General features: G+C 66.6%; 13 protein-coding genes. 6 read left to right on the plus strand and 7 right to left on the minus strand.

Going from position 1 to position 15,671, the window contains the following annotated elements; all coding sequences use genetic code 11:
- Positions 1-14: 14 nt before the first annotated feature.
- From BLT03_RS11865 to BLT03_RS11875, 3 genes are all read right to left on the minus strand, one after another.
- Complete coding sequence (locus BLT03_RS11865) at positions 15-1,295, minus strand: NAD(P)/FAD-dependent oxidoreductase (RefSeq protein WP_092743854.1); 1,281 nt, start codon at positions 1,293-1,295, stop codon at positions 15-17.
- A gap of 162 nt (positions 1,296-1,457) precedes the next feature.
- The gene (katG, locus tag BLT03_RS11870; RefSeq protein ID WP_092743856.1) at positions 1,458-3,716 is read right to left on the minus strand and encodes a catalase/peroxidase HPI; all 2,259 of its coding nucleotides are present in this window, start codon (positions 3,714-3,716) and stop codon (positions 1,458-1,460) included.
- Positions 3,717-3,867: 151 nt separating this feature from the next.
- On the minus strand, positions 3,868-4,776 hold the full coding sequence (locus BLT03_RS11875; RefSeq protein ID WP_092743858.1) for a LysR family transcriptional regulator: 909 nt from the start codon (positions 4,774-4,776) through the stop codon (positions 3,868-3,870).
- A 171-nt stretch (positions 4,777-4,947) separates the two neighbouring features.
- Between BLT03_RS11875 and BLT03_RS11880 the strand changes: the two genes are divergently transcribed.
- On the plus strand, positions 4,948-6,069 hold the full coding sequence (locus BLT03_RS11880; protein WP_092743860.1) for an NADH:flavin oxidoreductase/NADH oxidase: 1,122 nt from the start codon (positions 4,948-4,950) through the stop codon (positions 6,067-6,069).
- A gap of 185 nt (positions 6,070-6,254) precedes the next feature.
- Here BLT03_RS11880 and BLT03_RS11885 read toward each other — a convergent pair whose 3' ends face one another.
- From BLT03_RS11885 to BLT03_RS11895, 3 genes are all read right to left on the minus strand, one after another.
- A complete protein-coding gene (locus BLT03_RS11885) occupies positions 6,255-7,244 on the minus strand; it encodes an NAD(P)-dependent oxidoreductase (RefSeq protein WP_092743862.1) in 990 nt (329 codons plus the stop codon).
- The gene (locus BLT03_RS11890) at positions 7,187-7,873 is read right to left on the minus strand and encodes an RraA family protein (RefSeq protein ID WP_092743864.1); all 687 of its coding nucleotides are present in this window, start codon (positions 7,871-7,873) and stop codon (positions 7,187-7,189) included. The genes BLT03_RS11885 and BLT03_RS11890 overlap by 58 nt, the downstream gene beginning before the upstream one ends.
- A 198-nt stretch (positions 7,874-8,071) precedes the next feature.
- Positions 8,072-9,073: a tripartite tricarboxylate transporter substrate binding protein gene (locus tag BLT03_RS11895; RefSeq protein WP_092743866.1), complete on the minus strand. Its 1,002-nt coding sequence runs from the start codon at positions 9,071-9,073 to the stop codon at positions 8,072-8,074.
- Positions 9,074-9,192: 119 nt separating this feature from the next.
- On the opposite strand from BLT03_RS11895, the gene BLT03_RS11900 reads away from it, so the two are divergent.
- The 5 genes from BLT03_RS11900 to BLT03_RS11920 all read left to right on the plus strand — a co-directional run bounded on the left by BLT03_RS11900 (position 9,193) and on the right by BLT03_RS11920 (position 14,926).
- Complete coding sequence (locus BLT03_RS11900) at positions 9,193-10,065, plus strand: IclR family transcriptional regulator (protein ID WP_245711344.1); 873 nt, start codon at positions 9,193-9,195, stop codon at positions 10,063-10,065.
- Positions 10,066-10,108: 43 nt separating this feature from the next.
- Entirely contained in the window at positions 10,109-10,681 is a 573-nt protein-coding gene (locus BLT03_RS11905; RefSeq protein WP_092743868.1) for a peroxidase-related enzyme, read from the plus strand.
- Between the two features lie 127 nt (positions 10,682-10,808).
- A complete protein-coding gene (locus BLT03_RS11910) occupies positions 10,809-12,833 on the plus strand; it encodes a multicopper oxidase family protein (protein ID WP_092743870.1) in 2,025 nt (674 codons plus the stop codon).
- A 55-nt stretch (positions 12,834-12,888) separates the two neighbouring features.
- Entirely contained in the window at positions 12,889-14,409 is a 1,521-nt protein-coding gene (locus BLT03_RS11915) for a tyrosinase family protein (protein ID WP_092743872.1), read from the plus strand.
- Between the two features lie 22 nt (positions 14,410-14,431).
- Positions 14,432-14,926 (plus strand): hypothetical protein, encoded by a 495-nt coding sequence (locus BLT03_RS11920; RefSeq protein WP_139160381.1) that lies wholly within the window; start codon positions 14,432-14,434, stop codon positions 14,924-14,926.
- Here BLT03_RS11920 and BLT03_RS11925 read toward each other — a convergent pair.
- Entirely contained in the window at positions 14,872-15,585 is a 714-nt protein-coding gene (locus BLT03_RS11925; RefSeq protein ID WP_245711345.1) for a TetR/AcrR family transcriptional regulator, read from the minus strand. The two genes, BLT03_RS11920 and BLT03_RS11925, sit on opposite strands and share 55 nt — an antisense overlap.
- Between the last annotated feature and the right edge of the window lie 86 nt (positions 15,586-15,671).

Raw genomic sequence — 15,671 nt, forward strand, 5'->3', positions numbered from 1 at the left:
CCGCGCCGGCATGCTCAGTGGAGTTTCAGCCGTCCGGAGACACGCTGCTGCAGCAGCCGCGCCAATGCCAGCACTGCCGTCTTGCCCAGGCCCAGGATGGCGCGGTGGTGGTTCAAGTGCAGCGAGATGTACATCCACTTCGCGATCAGGCCCTCGACGAAGAAGTTACGGCCCATCAGCCCGCCCATGAGGTTGCCCACGCCCTTGTTGTCGCCCAGCGAAACCAGCGAGCCGAAGTCGCGGTAGGCGAAGGGCTCGGTCACCTCGCGTTCGCGCAGCATCGCGCCGAGCACCTTGGCCAGGTAGTCGGCCTGCTGGTGTGCCGCCTGCGCGCGGGCGGGCACGGTCTTGCCACCCTCCCAGGGGCAGGCCGCGCAATCGCCGAAGGCATAGATGCCGGGCACCGAAGTGCGCAGCCGGTCGTCCACGACGAACTGGTTCAAGCCGTTCACGGCCAGTCCCATGCTGGCGTTGGCCTCGGCGGCCTTGATGCCGGCGGCCCAGACGATCATCTCGGCAGGAATGCTGCCTTCAGTGGTCACCAGCGCGCCGCGGCGCACTTCGGTCACTCGGGTGCCGGTGCGCACGTTGACCTGCTTGCGCTCGAGCGCCAGGCGGGCCTGTGCGGAGATCTTTTCGGGCAGGCCACCCAGGATGCGCGGGCCGCCTTCCACCAAGGTGATGTCAAGACGAAAGCGCTGGCCGTTGCCCAGGCTTTCCTGGATTTCGGCATGGGCTTCCAGCAACTCGGCAGATAGCTCCACGCCAGTCGCGCCGCCGCCGACGATGGCCACTCCCAGCGCACGGCTTTCGGAGAACGAAGCCCGCGCGCAAGAGGCCAGCCAGTCCGCATGAAAGCGCTGCGCATCGCGCACGTTCTCCAGCAGATAGGCGTGCTCCACACCCGGTGTACCGAACGCATTGGAGCCGCTGCCGATGGCCAGCACCAAGCGGGTGTAGCTCACCGTGCGGCGAGGCACGACAACCTCGCCCTGCGCGTCGTGGATTTCGGACAGCGTGATGCCCTTCTTGTCGGCATCGAGCGCCGCCATCTTGCCCATGGCGAAGCTGAAATGGTTGCGGCGGGCCAGCACGGTATAGGACAGCCCTTCCTGGTGCGCATCGAGCGTGCCGGCCGCGACTTCATGCAGTGTGGGCTTCCAGATGTGGAAGGGGCTGCGGTCCACCAGCAGCACCTTCTCGCGCCCCAGACGGGGGCCCAGGCCACGGCCCAGGCGGGCCGCCAATTCCAGGCCGCCCGCGCCGCCCCCCACGATCACGATGTCGAAATGCATTCCATCTCCCGCTTTTTGTGCGATGCAGCAGTTTAGGCCGCTGCGGCGCGCCCCGCGCCCAAAAGGGCTGCTTTGCCGAGATCGGAAGCAAAAAAGCCCGCTGCCATGGGCGCGGGCTTTTCTGAAGAGCGCAGCGGTTTTGAGCGAACCGCCGGTTGCCGGTCAGGCCAGGTCGAACCGATCGAGCTGCGTTACCTTGGTCCAGGCCGCCACGAAGTCGTCCACGAACTTGCGCTGTGCGTCCGCTGCGGCATACACCTCGGCCTGGGCGCGAAGCAGCGCGTTGGAGCCGAACACCAGATCGACGCGGGTGCCGGTCCACTTCACCTCGCCGGTCTTGCGGTCACGGCCTTCGAACACACCGCCGTCCTGGGCCGAGGCCTTCCATTCCGTTCCCATGTCCAGCAGGTTGACGAAGAAGTCGTTCGTCAGCGCACCCGGCGTGCGGGTCAGGACGCCGTGGCGCACGCCCTTGGCGTTGATGTCGATGGCACGCAGGCCGCCGATCAGCACGGTCAATTCCGGCGCCGTGAGGGTCAGCAACTGCGCCTTGTCAAGCAGCAGCACTTCGGCCTGCACGCTGTAGCGGCGCTTCAGGTAGTTGCGAAAGCCATCCGCCACCGGCTCGAGCACAGCGAACGATTCCACATCGGTCTGGTCCTGCCGGGCGTCGGTGCGGCCCGGTGCGAACGGCACGGTCACTTCGACGCCGGCAGCCTTGGCGGCCTGCTCCACACCGGCAGCACCGGCCAGAACGATCAGGTCGGCCAGCGAGATGCGCTTGCCACCGGCCGCCCCGCGGTTGAAGTCGCTCTGGATGCCTTCCAGCACCTGGAGCACCCGGGCCAATTGTTCGGGCCGGTTGGCGTCCCAGTCCTTTTGGGGCGCCAGACGGATGCGGGCGCCGTTGGCGCCGCCGCGCTTGTCGGAACCACGGAAGGTGGACGCCGAAGCCCAGGCCGTGCCCACCAGTTCGGACACGGTCAGGCCCGAGGCCAGCACCTGCGACTTGAGCGCCGCCACATCGGCCGCTTCCACCAGCGGATGGTCCACTGCAGGCACCGGGTCTTGCCAGATCAGCACTTCCTTCGGCACTTCAGGGCCGAGGTAGCGCGCACGCGGTCCCATGTCGCGGTGGGTGAGCTTGAACCAGGCCCGGGCGAAGGCTTCGGCGAAGGCTTGCGGGTTGTCCAGGAAGCGGCGCGAAATCTTCTCGTAGGCCGGGTCCATGCGCAGCGATAGGTCGGTCGTCAGCATGGTGGGCAGGCGCTTTTTCGTCGGATCGTGCGCATCGGGAATGGTGGCTTCAGCGTTCTTGGCCTGCCACTGGTGTGCGCCAGCCGGGCTCTTGGTGAGCTCCCATTCGAACTTGAAGAGGTTCTCGAAGAATTCGTTGCCCCACTGCGCAGGCGTGCTCGTCCAGGTGACTTCCAGGCCGCTGGTGATCGCATCGCCGGCCTTGCCGGAGCCGAAGCTGCTGGCCCAGCCCAAGCCCTGGTGCTCCAGGCCTGCCGCTTCCGGCTCGGCACCGACGTGGTCGGCTGCGCCCGCGCCGTGCGTCTTGCCGAAGGTGTGGCCGCCGGCGATCAGCGCGACGGTTTCCTCATCGTCCATCGCCATGCGGCCGAAGGTTTCGCGGATGTCATGTGCTGCGGCGATGGGGTCGGGGTTGCCTTCCGGGCCTTCCGGGTTCACGTAGATCAGGCCCATCTGCACGGCGGCCAGCGGGTTTTCGAGGTGGCGGCCCTGGCTGTCGGTGCGGTCGCTTTCCTGGCCATGCATGGCGGGGTCGGCCACCAGCGTGCCGTCGCCCGGCGTGCCCTTGCCGTAACGGGCATCGCCGCCCAGCCACGTCTTTTCGCTGCCCCAGTACACGTCCTGATCGGGTTCCCAGGTGTCTTCACGGCCACCGGCGAAACCGAAGGTGCGAAAGCCCATGGTTTCCAGCGCGACGTTGCCGGTCAGCACCAGCAGATCGGCCCAGGAGATCTTCTGGCCGTACTTCTGCTTGATGGGCCACAGCAGGCGGCGGGACTTGTCGATGTTGACGTTGTCGGGCCAGCTGTTGAGCGGCGCGAAACGCTGCTGACCCCGCCCTGCACCGCCGCGGCCATCGCCCGTGCGGTACGTGCCGGCCGCGTGCCAGGCCATGCGCACGAACTGCGGACCGTAGTGGCCGAAGTCTGCCGGCCACCAATCCTGCGAATCGGTCATCAATGCACGCAGATCTTTCTTGAGCGCTTCGTAATCCAGCGAGCCGAAGGCTTCGGCGTAGTCGAACCCGCCACCCAGCGGGTCGGACTTGGACGAATGCTGGTGCAGCAGATCGACGCGCAACTGGTTCGGCCACCAATCCTTGTTGATGGTCCCGCCTGTCGCGGAGGCGGCATGGAACGGGCACTTCTTGGTCTCTTCGGTCATGGAGCGATCCTCTCGGCTGTTGATGGGTGAATGCTAGAGATCGGCCAACTTGGTGAACAGCCAATTAATCGCATGCGAGGCATAGTTTTTTTAACCACTGGGCGTGATTCGCCCTCTGCCCGGGCCGCCCCTTGCAGGCTTTACTGACGCGTCAATCCCCGCATCCAAAGGCATCGAACAGCACCGATCGCGCCCAGCGGTGGCCCGGCGAGCGGTGCGTGCGCTCGTGCCATGCCGCGGTTTTCGCAAAGCCTGGAATGGGCAACGGCGGCTCGCGCACGATCAAGCCCGCAGCGTCGGTGACGAGCCGCTGCGGCACCACGGCGATCAAATCGCTGTTGCGCAGGATTTCAGGCAGCACGAGAAAGCTGGTGACCGACAGCAGCACGCGCCGCTCCCGCCCCACACCGGCCAGCGCTTCATCGGTCGCGCCGCGAAAGCTGCCGCCGTCGTAAGAGATCAGCACGTGGTCCAGCGCACAGAAGCAATCCAGGCTGAGCGGCCCGCCGCGGGCGTCCGGATGGTCTTCGCGCATTACGCAGACATAGCGCTCGTCGAACAGGTGGCGCGAGTACAGGCCTGGCGGGGTGTTGGCGGGCGATACCAGCGCCAGATCGATGTCGCCGCGCTCCAGCCGGTCTTGCACGGGCAGGTGCTGCGCAGGCACCACTGCCACGCGCATGTGCGGAGCGCAGCGCCGCAGCCGGCCCAGAAACGGCACGACCACTGCCTGCAGCGCGTAGTCGGTCGCGGCGATGGTCAGCGTCATGGTGGCGGTGGCCGGATCGAAGGCCGAAGGCTGCAGCAGCGCCTCCACGCTGCCAAGCAAATCCTTTACCGGCCCGGCCAGCTCCTGCGCCCGCAGCGTGGGGGCGATGCCGCGCTGCGTGCGCACGAAGAGCGGGTCGCCGAAGCTCTCACGCAGCCGGGTGAGCATGCCGCTCACCGCCGGCTGCGTGAGGGATAACCGCTGGGCGGCGCGGGTCACGCTGCGCTCGTCCAGCAGCGCGTCCAGGGCCTTGAGCAGGTTCAGGTCCATTGCCTTGATATCGATTGCCATGATGTCAAAAATCAGAAAGATCGATTGGATTTATTTCAGGATGGTACGCATCATCCGGGGCCTGCGATAGGCATCGCCACCGAAACCCGGCCTCCACGGCTTTTCACTTTCGGTATAGGGCTGCCAGCCGTCGCTGCATCCGCTTTTCTTTCGTCTTTCAAAAAGAACACCATGTCTGCACTTTTCACCCCCTTCTCGCTCAAGGGCGTCACCTTGCGCAACCGCATCGCCATTCCGCCGATGTGCCAGTACAGCGCCATCGACGGCCTGACCAACGATTGGCACCAGGTGCACTACCCGTCGATCGCCCGCGGAGGCGCTGGCCTGGTCATCGTCGAAGCCACGGGCGTGTCGCCCGAAGGCCGCATCACCCCCGGTTGCACCGGTCTCTGGAATGACCAGCAGGTCGAAGGCATGGCCCGCATCGTGGCAGGCATCAAGGCGGCCGGTGCAGTGCCTGGCATCCAGATCGGCCACGCGGGCCGCAAGGCGAGCGCCAACAAGCCCTGGGAAGGCGACGACCACATTCCTGAAGGCGCACCGGGCAGCTGGCAACCCATCGCGCCCTCGGCCATTGCCTACGGCGAAGGCCTGCCGCGCGTGCCGCAGGCCATGACGCCGGAGGACATCGCCCGCGTTCAGGCCGACTTCGTCGCAGCGGCCCGCCGGGCCCGCGAGGCGGGCTTCGAATGGCTGGAACTGCACTTCGCCCATGGCTACCTGGCGCAGAGCTTCTTTTCGCCGCACAGCAACCAGCGCACCGATGCGTATGGCGGCAGTTTCGACCACCACGCCCGTTTCCTGCTGGAAACCGTGGAGGCCGTGCGCAAGGTTTGGCCGGACCACCTGCCGCTCACGGCGCGCTTCGGTGTCATCGAATACGACGGCCGCGACGAGGAAACGCTGGCCGAATCCATCGAACTGGTGCGCCAGATGCGCGAGCGCGGGCTCGACCTGCTCAACGTCAGCGTGAACTTTGTCATTCCAGGCACCGCCATTCCGTGGGCCACGCCCGCATTCCTGGCGCCGATCGCCCAACGCGTGAGCCGCGAAGCCGGCCTGCCCGTCGCGTCGTCATGGGGCATCGACGATCCGCGCATCGCCGAGCGCGTGGTCGCCGACGATGAAATGGCCCTGGTGATGATCGGCCGCGCCCACCTGGCCAACCCGCACTACGCCTACCACCTGGCGCAGGTGCTGGGCGTGGACCAGCCCGATTGGAAGCTGCCCGCACCCTATGCGCACTGGCTGTCGCGCTACCGCGGCGCGGGGCGTTCGGCCCGGGTGCAGTAAGCCGCACACGCGATTGGAACCGGGCTGCGCATTCGCAGCCTTTGCTATAAATTTAATAGCTACCTGCCGTCGTATTTATTGCGCTGGTGGCCATTTTGGCTTGGACCACCCGGCCATGAATGTCCCCCGTTCCGAACGCTGGATCGGTGCTGGCCCTGCCCTGTTCTCAGTCGTTCAGTCGCCGGTCACACGGCAGCAATCGCCGGCACGCGGGCCAGCACTTCCAGCAGGTTTCTCGCAGCGCCCAATCCCATGTTCACGTAGGCATCGCTGGTCACGCCGCCGATGTGCGGGCTCAGGATGAAGTTCGGCTCGCCCTGGAACAGGTGGCCCGCCGTCATCGGCTCCACGGCGAAGCTGTCCAGCCCCGCGGCCATCACCTGGCCGGAGCGCACCGCGTCCAGCAGCGCGGCTTCGTCGATGAGCCCTCCCCGTGCGGTGTTCACCACGATCACGCCGCGCCGGCACATGGCCAGCGTGGCGGCGTTCAGCATGCCCCGGTTGTCGTCGGTGAGGGGGCAGTGCAGCGAAATCGCATCGGCCTCGCGCCAGATCGTCTCCAGCGGCACGCTCTGCACATGCTCGGGCAGGTTGGTGGCGAACGGATCGAACCCGATCACACGCATTCCCAGCGCGTCGGCCATCTTCGCGAAGCGCAGCCCGATGGCGCCCAGGCCCACCACGCCCACGGTGCGCCCGGAAAGCTCCAGGCTCTTGTGCGTGGCCTTGTCCCAGTGGCCGGCATGCATGCGCGCATCGAGCCGCACCACCGACTTGGCGCAGGCCAGCAACAGCGCCAGCGCCTGCTCGGCCACCGCTGCGGCGTTGGCGCCTGCAGCGGCCACCACCGCCACGCCGCGCGCTTTGGCGGCCACTTTGTCGATGGTGTCCGTGCCGCTGCCGTGCTTGGAAATCACCTTGAGCGAGGGCGCCGCGTCCATCACCGCCGGGCCGACCTTGCCGTAGCGCACGATGATGGCGGCGGGATCATGCTGCCTGCACAGCGCCACCAGGTCGTCTTCGGTGGGCGCCTTGCCGGCATAGACGATCTCGAAATCCTGAAGCAGATCGAGGGCTTGCTGCGCCAGGTCGGCGCCCGTCACAAGGATGGTGGCGCTCACAGCGATTCCCCTTCCTGCAGCACGCCGGCGGCGCGCAGGGCGGCGGGCAGCCATTTGGACGCCGTGTCGCCACGGGCGATGGCCTCGATGCGCGCGGCCTCGTCGGCCACCTTCTTGTCGGCCAGCGCCATCATGGCCGGCGCCTTGGCCCGCTCGATGACCACCACGCCATCTGCATCGCCCACCACCAGGTCGCCCGGGTTCACCACCGTGCCGCCCGCCGAGATGGGATGGTTGATGCGGCCGGGAACGTACTTGGTGGGGCCGGCGGGATTGAAGCCGGCGCTGAACACGGGAAAGCCCAGGTCCAGCAGTTCCAGCTTGTCGCGGATCGCACCGTCCACGATCACGCCGGCCAGGCCGATCTTCTTGCAGGCGCTGAGCATCAGCGTTCCCATCAGCGCGGCGGTCTGGTCGCCTTTGCCGTCGATCACCAGCACATCGCCCGGTTTCGCGAGCGCGATGGCCGCGTGGACCATGAGGTTGTCGCCCGGCCGCACTTCGACGGTGAAGGCGGGGCCGGCAACTTTCATGTCCTGATGGACGGGGGCCACGCGAGCATGCATGGTGCCGCGGCGGCCGGCCACGTCGGCCAGGATGGCCGCCTGGAAAGTCGCGGCCTTGGCGACGACCTCGGCGCTGACGCGCTCGATGTCACGGATGACTTCTGGGAGTTGGCTCATGGTGGTTCCAAAAGAGGATGGGTCAGGAAGAAAAAAGCACTGATCAGTTGTCGCCATTCGCTGCACCCCAGCTCTGGCCGAAAACGGGCAGGCGCGGCAAAGCGGTCTCGGCACATGGCGAGGGTTCGGTGACGGTGGGAAGGGAGCCGCTCGCGGCGACTCGCGTACGGCTCGTGTTCGGTTGGAGCTGGGGCCGCTTCAGTCCAGGCTGGCGCCCGAGTCCTTGACGATCTTGGCCCAGCGGGGCACTTCGGCCTTCAGCAACGTGCTGAACTTCTCCGGCGTGCCGCCCAGCACGTCGCCGCCTTCGGACCGCAGCTTTTCGGCGACGTCGGGCTGGGTGAGCGCCTGGTTGATGGCCTTGTTCAGTTGCTGGACGATGGCCGCAGGCGTGCCCGCTGGCGCCAGCACGCCGTACCAGGAGGCGGCCTCGAAATCCTTGTATCCGGACTCGGCCAGCGTCGGGGTCTGCGGCAGTTGTTCGGAGCGCTTGAGCGACGTGATCGTGACCGCGCGCAGCTTGCCGTTGCGCACCTGCCCCAGCAGCGTGGGCACGGCCGACATGTACAGGTCGATCTGTCCGCCCACCAGGTCGGTCATGGCCTGCGAGGCGCCCTTGTACGGCACGTGGCGCAGCTTGATGCCGGCGGCGTTTTCGGCCAGTTCGCCCGCCAGATGCGCCACCGTGCCGTTGCCCGAGTAGCCGAGCGTGATGCCGTCGGGCTTGGCCTTGGCGGCCGCCACCACATCCGCAAACGTCTTGTAGGGCGAGTTGACCGGCGCGGCCATCACGATGGGCGCCGAAGACACCAGTGCCACCGGGGCCAGGTCCTTCAGCGGGTCGTAGGGCAGCTTGGCGTACAGAGACGGGTTGATGGCCAGGTTGCTGGTCTGCCCCATGACGAGCGTGTAGCCGTCCGGCGCGGATTTGGCCACGGCATCCACGCCCAGGTTGCCGCCGGCGCCGGGCCGGTTGTCGACCACGACGTTCCAGCGGTTCTGGTCCGCGAGCTTTTGCGCCACCGTGCGGGCGATCATGTCCGTACCCCCGCCCGGCGGAAACGGCACGACCAGGCGGATGGGCTTGTTGGGGTAGGCCTGGGCCAGCGCCGGAGCGGCAGGCAGCGCGGTGGCGGCGATGCCCACCACAGTGGCGAGCAGGCGTGCGTTCAGAGAACGCGAAAGCGTGGAAAAGGGCATAGCTGGTTGTCTCCGTTATGTGAATCGATCACCTCGGGCTTGGCCCGGGTGTGGCACCGACTTTAAGAAAACGTTTCAACCCATACAATGCCGTTTCGCACAGCGCAACGAATGGCACCATGAGCAACTCCGCCAAAACCGCTTCTCCACCGGCCTCGGCCAGCCAGCGCAAGCCATCCAAACCACCCTCCACGGGCGACACCACATCACACAGCGCAGACGCTCCCGCTGCCGAGGGACGCGGCCCAGGCGAAGCCAGCAGCGCCCATGGCGTCATCGCCGTGACACGGGCTCTTCAGTTGCTGGAAGCCTTCGCACTCGGCGAATCCCGCCTGTCGCTGGCGGAGTTGAGCCGCCGTTGCGCGCTGCACAAGACCACCGTGCTGCGGCTGGCGCGCACGCTGGCGCAGTCCGGGTTCATGGTGCAGCGCGAAGACGGCGATTGGCGGCTGGGGCCCGCTGCGGGCTGGCTCGGAGCGCGGTATCAGGCGGGCTTCGACGTCCAGAACGTGCTGGAGCCCGCGTTGCGCGAACTCACGCAGGCCAGCGGCGAAAGCGCCGCGTTCTACGTGCGCGAAGGCAACGTGCGCACCTGCCTCGTTCGCGTCGAGGGCCCGCAGGCGCTGCGCCACCACGCCCGCATGGGCGAGGGCCTGCCGCTGGACAAGGGCTCGCCCGGCCGCGTGATCCTGGCGTTTTCCGGCGAGCCCGGCGAGGTGTACGAGCAGATCCGCAAGCAGGGCTACCACTGGTCCATCAGCGAGCGCGAACAGGGCGTGTCCACCGTGTCAGCGCCGGTGTTCGGCATGCATTGGCGGCTGATGGGCTCGGTGTGCATTTCCGGGCCCGCATCGCGCCTGGCCGCGCCCCGGCTCGAAGCCCTGGCGCAGACCGTGGTGGCTGCGGCCAACCGGCTTTCCTATGCGCTGGCCGGCAGCACGGCGGCCGCCGCTTCGCCGGTTCAGGCCCGCCCGAGCCAGTGGCATCCGTGATAGCTTTTAGGGCTGCCAGCCATCACAATGAAGGAGACAAACCTTGACCCGCTACCCCTTTCCCGACCTTGCTACCTTGCCCGAAGACATCCGCGCGCGCATTCTCGAAGTGCAGGAAAAAGCCGGCTTCGTGCCCAACGTGTTCCTGGCGTTCGCGCGCCGCCCGGCCGAGTGGCGCGCATTCTTCGCCTACCACGACGCCCTCATGCTCAAGGAAGAAGGCAGCCTGACCAAGGGCGAGCGCGAGATGGTCGTCACCGCGACCAGCGCCGTGAACCAGTGCCTTTATTGCGTGGTCGCGCACGGGGCCATTCTGCGCATCTACGAAAAGAAACCCCTGGTGGCCGACCAGGTGGCGGTGAACCACCGCAAGGCCGACATCAGCCCGCGCCAGCGCGCCATGCTCGACTTCGCGATGAAGGTGTGCAGCCGCTCGCACGAGATCGAAGACGCCGACTTCACCGCGCTGCACGCGCATGGGTTCGACGATGAGGACATCTGGGACATCGCGGCCATCACCGCGTTCTTCGGGCTGTCGAATCGCATGGCGAGCTTTGCCGGAATGCAGCCCAATCCCGAGTTCTACCTGATGGGCCGAGTCCCGCGCCAAAAATAGCCTGCCGCCGAAAAGGCGTTGACCCGCCCCCACGGCGTCCTCCATACTGGGCCGAAGCCATTCAGGCAAGAGCTGCGATCAGCAGCCATTTCGGCTTTTAAATACCCGTAAGAGGGGGAGGAAAACCATGGAACTCGCGTTTCGGAACGCGTGCGCACCCGCGCCCGCCACCACCATTCTGGCCGCCGCACTGGCGTGCTTCGCGGCACTGCCCGCACAGGCCCAGACAGACACCGCACGGGGGGTGGCCAACCCGCCCCTGCTGGAGCTGCAGCGCAAGGCGCCCCGCACCCTGCGGCTTTCTACCAGCCAGGCCACGCGGGCCCCCGTATCCCACGAAGCATCGCTCGACCTGAACGTCGTCTACACCGACGGCAAGCTGTGGAACCCCGCGGAGCAGCGCTTCGACAAGGTGCACCTGCGCAGCTACCAGGGCACCCGCGTCGATCCGAAGGCGCCCTTCGTCTCGCCCATGCTGGAGATCCGCCCCGGCGACACCATCCGCATCCGCCTGAACAACCAGCTGCCGCCCGACCCGAGCTGCACCACCTTCAGCGGCGGGGTCAACACGCCGCATTGCTTCAACGGCACCAACCTTCACACCCACGGCCTGTGGGTGAACCCGGCGGGCAACGGCGATAACGTGCTGATCTCGATCAACCCGACGGTGAGCTTCGAGTACGAATACAACATTCCCTCGGACCACCCCGCAGGCACGTTCTGGTACCACACGCACCGCCACGGCTCCACCGCGCTGCAAGTGGCCAGCGGCATGGCGGGCGCCCTGGTCATCCGCGGTGACAGGCCGCCCACGCCCACGCAGACCGGCGATGTGGACACGCTGCTGCGCCCCACGGCCCGCCAATCGTTCAAGGAACGGGTGGTGGTGCTGCAGCAGATTCAATACGCCTGCCGCGACCAGAACAATCGCATCCAGTTCAACCCCGACGGCACCTACCGCTGCAACGAAGGCGACGTCGGCACCATCGAGCACTACAAGGCCGTGGACGCGGAAGACAAGGACCAGTTCGGCCCCGGCACCTGGCCGGCCTCGGGCCGCTACACCAGCATCAACGGCCAGGTGCTGCCCAACTTCGAAGGCGCCAAGGCCGGGCAGATCGAGCGCTGGCGCACCATCCACGGCGGCGTGCGCGACACCATCAACCTGGAGTTCCGCAAGCTGCGGCCCGGTGCGCGCAGCGCCCAGGCCTTGAAGGCCAGCGAGCACGACGCCTACATCGAACAGAACTGCACCGGCGCCCCGCTGCCCCAGCACTTGATCGCGGCCGACGGCCTGACCACGGCCGCCGTCATCAGCAGCACCCAGACCATCTACCAGCCCGCTTACCGCTGGGACACGCTGATGGTGTTCCCGGAAGCAGGCGACTACTGCGTGATCGACGGCGCCTCGCCCCCCTCGGCCAGCGTGAACCAGGCACCGCCTTCGCGCCAGCTGCTCGGCGTCGTCAGCAAGGTGGCACCGGGCAATCCTGTGGCGAAGAACGTGTCTGGCTATGTGACTGCGGAACTGGTGGCGGCGGCTGCGGCCAACCTGCCCAGCGACGTGCAGGGCAAAGTCATCGCCGATTTGAAGAACGGCATGCGGCTCTCCAGCTTCGTGCCCCATCCCACCGTGCAGGACAGCGAGGTCACCGGTAAGCAGACGCTGGCTTTCAACATCGACCTGACCACCAAGCCGATCCAGTTCCAGGTGGACGGTAAACCGTTCGATCCGAACCGCATCGACCGCGTGCTGACGCTGGGCGGCGTGGACGAATGGACGCTGCAATCGGACTTCGTGAGCCACCCGTTCCACATCCACGTGAATCCGTTCCAGATCGTCAAGATCCTCGATCCGGACGGCAAGGATGTCTCCGGGCCTGACGCGCAAGACGATGCCGGCGGCGCGATCGACCCGCAGTACCGGGGACTCAAAGGCGTCTGGAAAGACACGCTCTGGGTCAAGAACATCGCGACCAAGGAAAAGCCCGACGGCAAATACACGCTCATCGTGCGCACGCGCTACCAACGCTACATCGGCGACTACGTGCTGCACTGCCACATCCTGGACCATGAAGACCAGGGAATGATGCAGATCGTCCGGGTGGCGGTGCCCGACGGGGCCGGTGGTGCGAGCAAGGGCCACCACTGAACGAGCGGCGCATTGCATTGGATTTCACTGATAAACAAACGAGGGAGTAATCGACATGATCAGCAAAAGAAACGCACTGAAAACAGTGGTCGCCGTCGGCGCCGTCAGCACCTTCTCGGGCATGGTGCCCGGGCTGGTGAAGACCGTGGCCGCGGCAAAACTTCGCATCCGCCGCTGCGTCAACACCATGGCGCTGGACGATCCGGACCTGTCCGCGTACCGGGACTTCGTGGGCATCATGCGGGCCCAGCCGCAAACCGCGCGGGTCAGCTGGCGGGGTTTCGCCAACCAGCACGGGGACGCGCACAACTTCAAATATTGCCCGCACGGCGACTGGTACTTCCTGCCCTGGCACCGCGGTTTCGTCGAGATGTATGAAAAAACGGCCGCTGCCCTGACCCGCCACCCCGAGTTCGCCATGCCGTACTGGGACTGGACCGCGCTGCGTGAACTGCCGGCCGCCTTCACCGACAAGACCTACCAGGGCGAGCCCAATCCGCTGTACGTCCCGGGCAAAGGCGACGACCCGTCCATGGTGCGCAACCCCCTCACCGGCGCCAATGCCCTGACCGACGAGCTGGTCGGTCCGAAGGTGATCAGCAGCATTTACCAGGAAACGAACTACGAGGCCTTCGGCACCAGCCGTTCAGTCGATCGAAGCAACCCGAACAAGCCGATCGTGCAGAACAACCTCGATCCCAAATGGGTGCCCATGGGTGGCGGCAGCCAGGGCATTCTGGAGCGCACGCCGCACAACAACGTGCATAACAACATCGGCGGATTCATGCCGGAGTCGAACTCGCCGCGTGACCCGATTTTCATGATGCACCACAGCAACATCGACCGCATCTGGGCCTCATGGAACGCGCTCGGCCGCCAGAATTCGACCGATCCGCTGTGGCTGAACATGCCGTTTCGCGACAACTACATCGCGCCCAACGGCACGTTCTATACCAAGAAGGTGAGCGACCTGCTGAGCACCGCCGCGCTGGGCTACACCTACGACACGCTTCCCGAACCCGACAACCAGCCCGCCGATCCGCAGCGCCGGGCCAACCTGTCTGCGCTGTTCAATCCTGCCGCTGGCGGCAACCTCCTGCGCGTGAAGAAAACCGACATGGCGGCCGCAGTGGCCGCCACTTCGGTGGGCGTGCCGTTCCAGCTGGGTGCCAATGCCCTGGCGCCACTGCAGGCCTCGCCCTTGGCGCCCCCTACCGGCGCACCCCGCGAAGTCGTGGCCGTGATTTCGGACATCCGCATCGCGGACAACGTGCGTGCGATCCGGGTCTTCGTCAATCGCGGTACGGTCGGGCCGGAGGTGCCGGTCACCGACCCGCACTTCGTGACGACGCTCAGCTTCCTCAGGCATGGGCACGGCCACGGCGACGGAGATCACGGGAGCAACCTGCCCTCGACCCTCGTCAACCTGACCGAGACGCTGCGGCGCCTGGCGCAGACGCAGGGGCTGCAGAACGACACGGTGACGGTGCAATTGGTCGCGCTGCCGGTCGCGGGCACCCCGCCTTCGCAAGTCGGCACGGTCGTGCCCGGCTCGATCGAGATCGCGCTCATCTGACGCGGCATCCCGGTAGCGAAACATGGCCAGCCCTTCCCCCATGACCATCATGCTGGCCATGGCGCTCACCGGGGCGCCAGCCTCGGCTGCGCACGCCATGGGTCAGCCTCCACCCGCTGCCGCCGCCAAAGCCGTGGCCACCGGCGCGGTGCCTGCCCAGGTGTGCGTGACTCCTTCAGCGACCGATCTGCGGGCGTTGCAGGAAGACCGCCAGCGCGCCGTGATCGTGCTCAACGCATTCGAACCGCCCCAACCGCGCACGGGGCGCCTGATTGCATCGCTGCTCGCCGGTAGCCCGCAGACTCCCCGGGAGATCACCCGTTTTGCAGTCCACCCGCTGCAAGCCTTCACGGCCGCGCAGCCACAGCGCAGCCAGCGATTCCTGGTGTCGCTGGCGGGGTATGCCCATCAGCTTCAGGCAGGCCGGCCCGTGTGCCTTCAGATCGGATTCGATGCAGGCTCTCATCCCGCCGAAGGGGGCCGGGCCGAGGTGTCCATCGAACTCTCCCCCGTTTGATCCGGAGCATCCGCGCGCAACAGCCCCCACAGCATGCGCACCAGTTCGTCCTCGAACGCGGGCTGGCCCAGCAAAGGGGAGTCTTCCAGCGCGGCGCTGCGGATCGTGCCCATGATGGCCCGCGTCGCCACGAACATCATGGCCGGGCTGGGCGGCCGCACCGAGGTGTCACCGACTTCGATGAGGCGTGCCAGTGCCAATGCATTGCGCTCGGCCCCTTCGCGCAACGCGGCCGTCACGCGGTCGTGATGGTCGATGCGCCAGCCCAGCCGCACCATGCCGCGCCGCAGCCGGGAGTGGCCGCCGGTGCCGAACGCGGTCACCAGCAGGCGGACCATGTCGCGCAGCACGCCGCGCACATCGCGTTGCTCGGCCACGGCGTCATCGAGCAGTTCGCGCAACTGCTGCTGAACGCGGTTGCGCTCGCGCTCCACCATGGCCAGCAAGATGGCTTCCTTCGACGGAAAGTACTGGTAGAGCGTACCGATCGAAAAGCCCGCCACCTGGGCGACCTTGTTGGTGGTCACGCACTCCTCCCCTTCCTTCTCGACGATCTGGGCCGTGGCACCAAAAATCGCTTCGATGGTCTGCCGTGCACGCGCCTGCGTGGGTTGGCGGCGCATGTTCGCGGGTGTGTCGGAGGGGGAGGATTTCTTCACGGGGGTGGCTTTCGGCAAACAGGCGACCGGGCATCCTGCGATCTGCGATCGAGCGATGCAGCGCGTGCCTGAAAACTGAATGGTGC

The organism is Paracidovorax valerianellae (assembly GCF_900102625.1).
GTDB lineage: Bacteria > Pseudomonadota > Gammaproteobacteria > Burkholderiales > Burkholderiaceae_C > Paracidovorax > Paracidovorax valerianellae.

What these genes read in the sequence shown, in the direction of transcription:
- katG (WP_092743856.1), bottom strand. Translation starts at nt 3,716, where the DNA reads ATGACCGAAGAGACCAAGAAGTGCCCGTTCCATGCCGCCTCCGCGACA.
- BLT03_RS11885 (WP_092743862.1), bottom strand. Translation starts at nt 7,244, where the DNA reads ATGGCTGCCCGCCGCCCTGCGCGCCGCCGGCGTGCTGCAGGAAGGGGA.
- BLT03_RS11915 (WP_092743872.1), top strand. Translation starts at nt 12,889, where the DNA reads ATGATCAGCAAAAGAAACGCACTGAAAACAGTGGTCGCCGTCGGCGCC.
- BLT03_RS11900 (WP_245711344.1), top strand. Translation starts at nt 9,193, where the DNA reads ATGAGCAACTCCGCCAAAACCGCTTCTCCACCGGCCTCGGCCAGCCAG.
- BLT03_RS11875 (WP_092743858.1), bottom strand. Translation starts at nt 4,776, where the DNA reads ATGGCAATCGATATCAAGGCAATGGACCTGAACCTGCTCAAGGCCCTG.
- BLT03_RS11910 (WP_092743870.1), top strand. Translation starts at nt 10,809, where the DNA reads ATGGAACTCGCGTTTCGGAACGCGTGCGCACCCGCGCCCGCCACCACC.
- BLT03_RS11880 (WP_092743860.1), top strand. Translation starts at nt 4,948, where the DNA reads ATGTCTGCACTTTTCACCCCCTTCTCGCTCAAGGGCGTCACCTTGCGC.
- BLT03_RS11865 (WP_092743854.1), bottom strand. Translation starts at nt 1,295, where the DNA reads ATGCATTTCGACATCGTGATCGTGGGGGGCGGCGCGGGCGGCCTGGAA.
- BLT03_RS11920 (WP_139160381.1), top strand. Translation starts at nt 14,432, where the DNA reads ATGGCCAGCCCTTCCCCCATGACCATCATGCTGGCCATGGCGCTCACC.
- BLT03_RS11890 (WP_092743864.1), bottom strand. Translation starts at nt 7,873, where the DNA reads ATGAGCCAACTCCCAGAAGTCATCCGTGACATCGAGCGCGTCAGCGCC.
- BLT03_RS11895 (WP_092743866.1), bottom strand. Translation starts at nt 9,073, where the DNA reads ATGCCCTTTTCCACGCTTTCGCGTTCTCTGAACGCACGCCTGCTCGCC.